The following is an 8,361-nucleotide window of genomic DNA, read 5'->3' on the forward strand; positions in this document are numbered from 1 at the left end:
GCCCGTCCCCCGCCTGCTCCGCCCGCTGTCCGCTCACCGCTCACCCACCTGCTCACTGCCTACCGCTCACAGCTTGCCGCTCACCGCTGCCCGAACCGAAGGATGGAACCGCCCCATGGCGAACGAGGAGAAGCTCCGCGACTACCTCAAGCGGGTCACCGCCGACCTGCAGCGGGCGAACCAGCGGGTGGCGAAGCTGGAGGCCGACCGGGACGAACCGATCGCCATCGTCGGAGCGGCCTGCCGCTACCCGGGCGGCGTCGCGTCCCCGGAGGACCTGTGGCGGCTGGTCGCGGACGGCGTCGACGCCGTCGGCCCGTTCCCCACCAACCGCGGATGGGACCTGGAGAGCCTCTACCACCCGGACCCGGACCACCCCGGCACCGCCTACGCGCGCGAGGGCGGATTCCTGTACGACGCGGGGGACTTCGACGCCGCGTTCTTCGGGATCGGCCCGCGCGAGGCGCTGGCCACCGACCCGCAGCAGCGGCTGCTGCTGGAGACGGCGTGGGAGGCGATCGAGCGGACCGGCATCGACCCGGTCTCGTTGCGCGGCTCGCGGACGGCCGTCTTCGCGGGGGTCATGTACTCGGACTACGGCGCCCGCCTCAACCCGGCGCCCGAGGGCTTCGAGGGCTGGATCGGCAACGGCAGCGCGGGCAGCATCGCCACCGGGCGCGTGTCGTACACGCTGGGCCTGGAGGGTCCGGCGGTGACGGTGGACACGGCCTGCTCCTCCTCGCTGGTAGCCGTGCACTACGCGGCCCAGTCGCTGCGGTCCGGCGAGTCCACGCTGGCGCTCGCGGGCGGGGTGACGGTGATGGCCACACCGGGCACCTTCGTGGAGTTCAGCCGGCAGCGGGGCCTGGCGCCGGACGGCCGCTGCAAGCCCTTCGCGGACGCGGCGGACGGCACCGGTTGGGCGGAGGGCGCGGGCCTGCTGGTCCTGGAACGGCTCTCCGACGCCCGGCGCAACGGGCATCCGGTGCTGGCGGTGCTGCGCGGCTCCGCCGTCAACCAGGACGGGACCAGCAGCCAGCTGACCGCGCCGAACGGGCCCTCGCAGCAGCGGGTGATCCGACAGGCCCTGGCCAACGCCGGGCTCACCCCCGACCAGGTCGACCTCGTCGAGGCCCACGGCACCGGCACCACCCTCGGCGACCCGATCGAAGCCCAGGCCATCCTCGCCACCTACGGCCAGGACCGCGAACTCCCCCTCTACCTAGGCTCGGTCAAGTCCAACCTCGGACACACCCAGGCCGCCGCCGGCGTCGCCGGCATCATCAAGATCATCGAAGCCTTCCGGCACGGCGAGATCCCCCGCACCCTCCACCTCGACCAGCCCTCCCACCACGTCGACTGGCAGACCGGCCACGTCGAACTGCTCCCCGACCACCGCCCCTGGCCCGACACCGGCCGCCCCCGCCGCGCCGCCGTCTCCTCCTTCGGCATCAGCGGCACCAACGCCCACCTCATCCTCGAAGCCCCCGAACCCCGGACGACCGCGGACAACGAGCACACCACCGGCCCCCACATCTGGCAGCTCTCCGCCCGCACCCCCGACGCCCTACGCGACCAGGCCCGCCGCCTCGCCGCCCACACCAAGGACGCCCGCACCAAGGACGCCCACCCCGGCGACATCGCCCACGCCCTCGCCACCACCCGCACCGCCTTCGACCACCGCGCCGCCCTCGTCCTCCACAACCCCGACCAGGCCCACGACGCCCTCACCGCCCTCGCCGACGGCCGACCCCACCCCACCCTCACCACCAACACCGCCACCCCCGACAACACCCGACCCGTCTTCCTCTACTCCGGCCAGGGCAGCCAACGAGCAGGAGCAGGGCGCCAGTTGTACGAGACCTTCCCCGCCTACGCCAAGGCCGTGGACGACCTCACGGACGCGTTCCGCCCGCACCTCGCCACTCCCCTGCGGGACGTCCTGCACGCCGAACCGGGCACCGAGGCCGCCGCACTTCTCGACCGCACCGAGTACGCCCAGCCCGCCATCTTCGCCCTCGGCACCGCCCTCACCCACCTACTCGCCACCCGCGGCATCCACCCCACCGCCGTCCTCGGCCACTCCATCGGCGCCCTCACCGCCGCCCACATCGCCGGCATCCTCACCCTCCCCGACGCCGCCCACCTCGTCGCCACCCGCGCCCGCCTCATGCAACAAGCCCGCACCGACGGCACCATGACCGCCATCCAAGCCACCCCCGAAGAAGCCCTCACCGCCCTCACCGGCCACGAACACACCGCATCCCTCGCCGCCGTCAACGCCCCCACCTCCATCGTCCTCTCCGGCGACCACCACACCCTCACCACCCTCACCACCCACTTCGAAAACCAAGGCCGACGCACCAAGAACCTCACCGTCAGCCACGCCTTCCACTCCCCCCACATGGACGACATCCTCGACGAATTCCGCACCACCGCCCACCAGATCACCTACCACCGGCCCACCCTGGCCTTCATCTCCGACCTCACCGGCACAGCAGTCGAAACAACCGACGCCGACTACTGGACCGACCACATCCGCGGCACCGTCCGCTACCACGACGCCCTCCAGAGCGCCGCCCGACTCGGCACCACCACCTACCTCGAACTCGGCGCCACCCCCACCCTCACCCCACCCACCCGCGAAACCCTCGACACCGCCCACGTCCTCCCCCTCCTGCGCCCCGACACCGACGAACCCCACACCCTCCTCACCACCCTCGCCACCGCCTGGACCACCGGCACCACCCACCACCCCACCGCACACCCCACCAACCCACCCACCACCACCCACACCCCCCTCCCCACCTACCCCTTCCAACACCAACACCTCTGGCTCGACGCCCCGCCCCGCCGCGAGGGCCGTCCGTCGGAGCACCCGCTCGCCGAGGTGGTGGTCGAGCTGGCCGACGACGGCGGCGCGGTCCTCACCGGCCGGCTCTCGACCCGCAGCCACCCGTGGCTGGCCGACCACGCCGTCCAGGGCACCGTCCTGCTGCCCGGCACCGCGCTCCTGGACCTCGCGCTGCACACCGCCGCCCGTCTGGGCGCCGGGCGGATCGGCGAACTGACGCTCTTCGCCCCCGCCGCCCTGGTGGACGGCGAGCCGCTGGAGATCCAGGTCACCGTGGCCGGTCCGGACGCCGACGGCCGACGCGAACTCGCCGTCCACAGCCGCCCGGAGGGCGCCGGCGACTGGTCCCGCAACGCCACCGGCTGGGCCGCGCCGAGCACCGCCGACACCGGCGCTGCCGACACCGCCCAGACCGCCGCTGCCGACGCCGCCGACCTCGGTGCCTGGCCCCCGCCCGGCGCCACCGCGCTGGCACTCGACGGCCTCTACGACCGGCTCGCCGACCAGGGCCGCGGCTACGGCCCGGCCTTCCGCGGACTGCGGGCCGCCTGGCGCTCCGGCGACGACCTGTACGCCGAAGTCCACCTGCCCGAGGGGCCGTTCGGCGACCCGGCCCGCTTCACCCTGCACCCCGCGCTGCTGGACGCCGCCCTGCACACCCTGCTGGCCGCGGACGCCCCGGCCGACGGCGGGCTCCGGCTGCCGTTCTCGTGGAGCGGCGCCGAGGTGCACGCCACCGCCGCGACCGCCCTGCGGGTCCGGCTCAGGCCCGACGAGCAGGGCGGCCTCACCCTGCACGCCACCGATCCGGCGGGCGGCCCGGTCCTCACCGTCGAACGCCTCGCCCTGCGCACGCTCGCCCCGGACGCGCTCACCGGCGGCGCCGGCCCGCTGTACGCCACCGCCTGGCACGCCGTCCGCGCCGTGACCGCCGACGGGTCCGCGCCGACCTGGGCCGTCCTCGACCCGCACGGCGCGCTGCCCGACCTCGACGCGCTCCGCCTCGCCCACCCCGAGGGCGGCCTGCCGGACACCGTCCTGCGGGCCATCACCGACGACGGCGTGACGGCCCCGCCGAAGCTCGTCCGTTCCGCGGTGGCCCACTATCTGGCACTCGTCCAGCAGTGGCTGGCCGAGCCGCGGACCGCCGGTGCGCGCCTGCTGGTGCAGACCGCCGGCGCCGTCGGCACCGGCCCCGCCGAGGCGCCCGCCGACCTGGCCGCGGCCGCGCTCCAGGGCCTGCTCCGCAGCGCGCAGAGCGAGCACCCCGGCCGGCTCGTCCTGCTCGACACGCCCGCCGCCGCCCGCGGCACCGAGCCGCCGGTCGCCGACCCCGACGCGCTCCGGGCCGCCTTCGCGGCCGGCCCGGAGGAGCCCCGGCTGGCCCTGCGCGAGGGCGGACTACTCGCCCCCCGCCTGGTCCGGACCACCGCCCGCCCCGACGGGGAGCCCGGGGCCACGTTCGGTCCCGAGGGAACCGTCCTGCTGACCGGCGCCACCGGCTCCCTCGGCGGGCACGTCGCCCGCCACCTCGTCACCCGGTACGGCGTGCGGCGGCTGCTGCTGGTCAGCCGCCGCGGCGCCGAGGCCCCGGGGGCTGCCGAACTCCGGTCGGAGCTTACGGCGTTGGGCGCCGAGGCCGAGTTCGCCGCGGTCGACATCGCCGATCGCGAGGCCGTCGCCGAGCTGCTGGCCGAACGGCCGGTGACCGCCCTCGTACACGCCGCGGGCGTGCTGGACGACGGCACCGTCGAGTCGCTCACCGCCGAGCGGCTGCACGCCGTGCTCCGCCCCAAGGCCGAAGCCGCCTGGCACCTCCACGAGTTGACCCGCGACCTGCCGCTCACGGCGTTCGTGCTGTTCTCCTCTGCCGCCGGCGTGCTCGGCGGCGCGGGCCAGGCCGCCTACGCCGCCGCCAACTCCTTCCTCGACGCGCTCGCCGACCAGCGCCGCGCCGAGGGCCTGCCGGGGCTGTCCCTGGCCTGGGGCCTGTGGGCGGGCGACGCGGGCATGGGCGGCGAACTGAACACCGCCGACCGGGCCAGGCTGCGCCGGGCCGGGGTGGCTCCGCTGTCCGTACCGCAGGCGCTCGCCCTGTTCGACGCGGCGCTCGCGGGTGAGCACTCCACCGTCGTGCCCGCCCGGCTGGACCTCGCCGGGCTGCGCGCGACCGCCACCGCCGACGCCGTCCCCGCGCTGCTGCGCGGTCTCGTGGCACCCGCGCTCCGGACGGCCGCCGCAGCCACCCCGGCCGCGCCCGCCGCTGCCGGGAGCGCACTCGCCGTCGAACTCGCGGCGGCCGACCCGGCCGAGCGCCTCGGCCGACTGGTCCGCCTGGTGCAGACGCACGCCGCCGAAGCGCTGGCCCACCCGGGCGCCGACTCCGTGCCCACCGACCGGGCCTTCACCGACCTCGGCGTGGACTCGCTCACCGCCGTCGACCTGCGCAACCGGCTCGCCGAGGCGGCGGGCGTCCGGCTCGCCGCAACGGCGGTCTTCGACCACCCCACGGTGGGCGCGCTCGCCGCCCACCTGCTGGACGAACTGCTCGGCGGCGCCGACTCCCCGGCACCCGTCGCCACCGACACCCGGTCCGCCTCGGACGACCTGATCGCGGTGGTCGGGATCGGCTGCCGCTTCCCGGGCGGCGTCGCGTCCCCGGAGGACCTGTGGCAGCTGGTCGCGGACGGCGTCGACGCCGTCGGCCCGTTCCCCGCCGACCGCGGGTGGGACCTGGAGAACCTCTACCACCCGGACCCGGAGCACCCCGGCACCTCGTACGCACGCGAGGGCGGATTCCTGCGCGGGGCCGCCGAGTTCGACCCCGCGTTCTTCGGCATCAGCACCCGCGAGGCGCTGGCCACCGACCCGCAGCAGCGGCTGCTGCTGGAGACGGCGTGGGAAGCGGTCGAGCGGGCCGGCATCGACCCGTCCACCCTGCGCGGCAGCCGTACCGGCGTCTTCGCGGGTGTGATGTACGACGACTACGGCGCCCGCCTGCACGGCGCCGCGCCGACCGGCTTCGAGGGGCACCTCGGCCAGGGCAGCGCGGGCAGCGTCGCCAGCGGCCGGGTCTCCTACGCGCTGGGCCTGGAGGGTCCGGCGGTGACGGTGGACACGGCCTGCTCGTCCTCGCTGGTGGCGGTCCACCTGGCGGCCCAGTCGCTGCGGTCCGGCGAGTCCACGCTGGCGCTGGCCGGCGGGGTGACGGTGATGGCCACGCCCGCGACCTTCGTGGAGTTCAGCCGGCAGCGGGGCCTGGCGCCGGACGGCCGCTGCAAGCCCTTCGCGGCCGGGGCCGACGGCACGGCCTGGGGCGAGGGGGCGGGCCTGCTGCTGCTGGAGCGCCTGGCCGACGCTCAGGCCAAGGGGCACCCGGTGCTGGCGGTGCTGCGCGGCTCCGCCGTCAACCAGGACGGTGCCAGCAACGGACTCACCGCGCCGAACGGGCCCTCGCAGCAGCGGGTGATCCGACAGGCCCTGGCCAACGCCGGGCTCACCCCCGACCAGGTCGACCTCGTCGAGGCCCACGGCACCGGCACCACCCTCGGCGACCCGATCGAAGCCCAGGCCATCCTCGCCACCTACGGCCAGGACCGCGAACTCCCCCTCTACCTAGGCTCGGTGAAGTCCAACCTCGGACACACCCAGGCCGCCGCCGGCGTCGCCGGCATCATCAAGATCATCGAAGCCTTCCGGCACGGCGAGATCCCCCGCACCCTCCACCTCGACCAGCCCTCCCACCACGTCGACTGGCAGACCGGCCACGTCGAACTCCTCCCCGACCACCGCCCCTGGCCCGACACCGGCCGCCCCCGCCGCGCCGCCGTCTCCTCCTTCGGCATCAGCGGCACCAACGCCCACCTCATCCTCGAAGCCCCCGAACCCCGGACGACCGCGGACAACGAGCACACCACCGGCCCCCACATCTGGCAGCTCTCCGCCCGCACCCCCGACGCCCTACGCGACCAGGCCCGCCGCCTCGCCGCCCACACCAAGGACGCCCACACCAAGGACACCCACCCCGGCGACATCGCCCACGCCCTCGCCACCACCCGCACCGCCTTCGACCACCGCGCCGCCCTCGTCCTCCACAACCCCGACCAGGCCCACGACGCCCTCACCGCCCTCGCCGACGGCCGACCCCACCCCACCCTCACCACCAACACCGCCACCCCCGACAACACCCGACCCGTCTTCCTCTACTCCGGCCAGGGCAGCCAACGAGCAGGAGCAGGAAGGGACTTGTACCAGGCCTTCCCCGCCTTCGCGGACGCCTACGACCAGGTGACCGACGCCTTCACCGCCCACCTCGACCGCCCGCTGCGCGACATCGCGTTCGCCGAACCGGGCACCGAGGCCGCCGCACTCCTCGACCGCACCGAGTACGCCCAGCCCGCCATCTTCGCCCTCGGCACCGCCCTCACCCACCTCCTCGCCACCCGAGGCATCCACCCCACCGCCGTCCTCGGCCACTCCATCGGCGCCCTCACCGCCGCCCACACCGCCGGCATCCTCACCCTCCCCGACGCCGCCCACCTCGTCGCCACCCGCGCCCGCCTCATGCAACAAGCCCGCACCGACGGCACCATGACCGCCATCCAAGCCACCCCCGAAGAAGCCCTCACCGCCCTCACCGGCCACGAACACACCGCCTCCCTCGCAGCCGTCAACGCCCCCACCTCCATCGTCCTCTCCGGCGACCACCACACCCTCACCACCCTCACCACCCACTTCGAAAACCAAGGCCGACGCACCAAGAACCTCACCGTCAGCCACGCCTTCCACTCCCCCCACATGGACGACATCCTCGACGAATTCCGCACCACCGCCCACCAGATCACCTACCGCGAACCGGTGATCCCGTTCATCTCGGACGCCACCGGACAACCGGTCGCCGCAGGGACCATCGACGCCGACTACTGGACCGACCACATCCGCGGCACCGTCCGCTACCACGACGCCCTCCAGAGCGCCGCCCGACTCGGCACCACCACCTACCTCGAACTCGGCGCCACCCCCACCCTCACCCCACCCACCCGCGAAACCCTCGACACCGCCCACGTCCTCCCCCTCCTGCGCCCCGACACCGACGAACCCCACACCCTCCTCACCACCCTCGCCACCGCCTGGACCACCGGCACCACCCACCACCCCACCGCACACCCCACCAACCCACCCACCACCACCCACACCCCCCTCCCCACCTACCCCTTCCAACACCAACACCTCTGGCTGGACCGGGAGTCACCCGAGGGCACGCCCACCGCCCTGGGGCTCGCTCCGACGGACCACCCGATCCTGAAGACCGCCACCACCCACCCCGACGGCACCACCACCTACACCGGCACCACCAGCCTCACCACCCACCCCTGGCTCACCGACCACACCATCCTCAACACCCCCCTCCTCCCCGGAACCGCCCTCCTCGACCTCGCCCTCCACGCCGCCCACGACCTCAACCACCCCCACATCGAAGAACTCACCCTCCACACCCCCACCCCCCT

At 74.7% G+C, this 8,361-nt stretch carries 1 pseudogene; it reads left to right on the forward strand.

Features of this window, described 5'->3' with window-relative positions:
• Positions 1 to 115: 115 nt before the first annotated feature.
• A pseudogene (locus ACFVVX_RS25690) lies at positions 116 to 8,361 on the forward strand (type I polyketide synthase); the annotation flags it as partial.

It is taken from the genome of Kitasatospora sp. NPDC058170 (genome assembly GCF_042883905.1).
Classification (GTDB): domain Bacteria; phylum Actinomycetota; class Actinomycetes; order Streptomycetales; family Streptomycetaceae; genus Kitasatospora.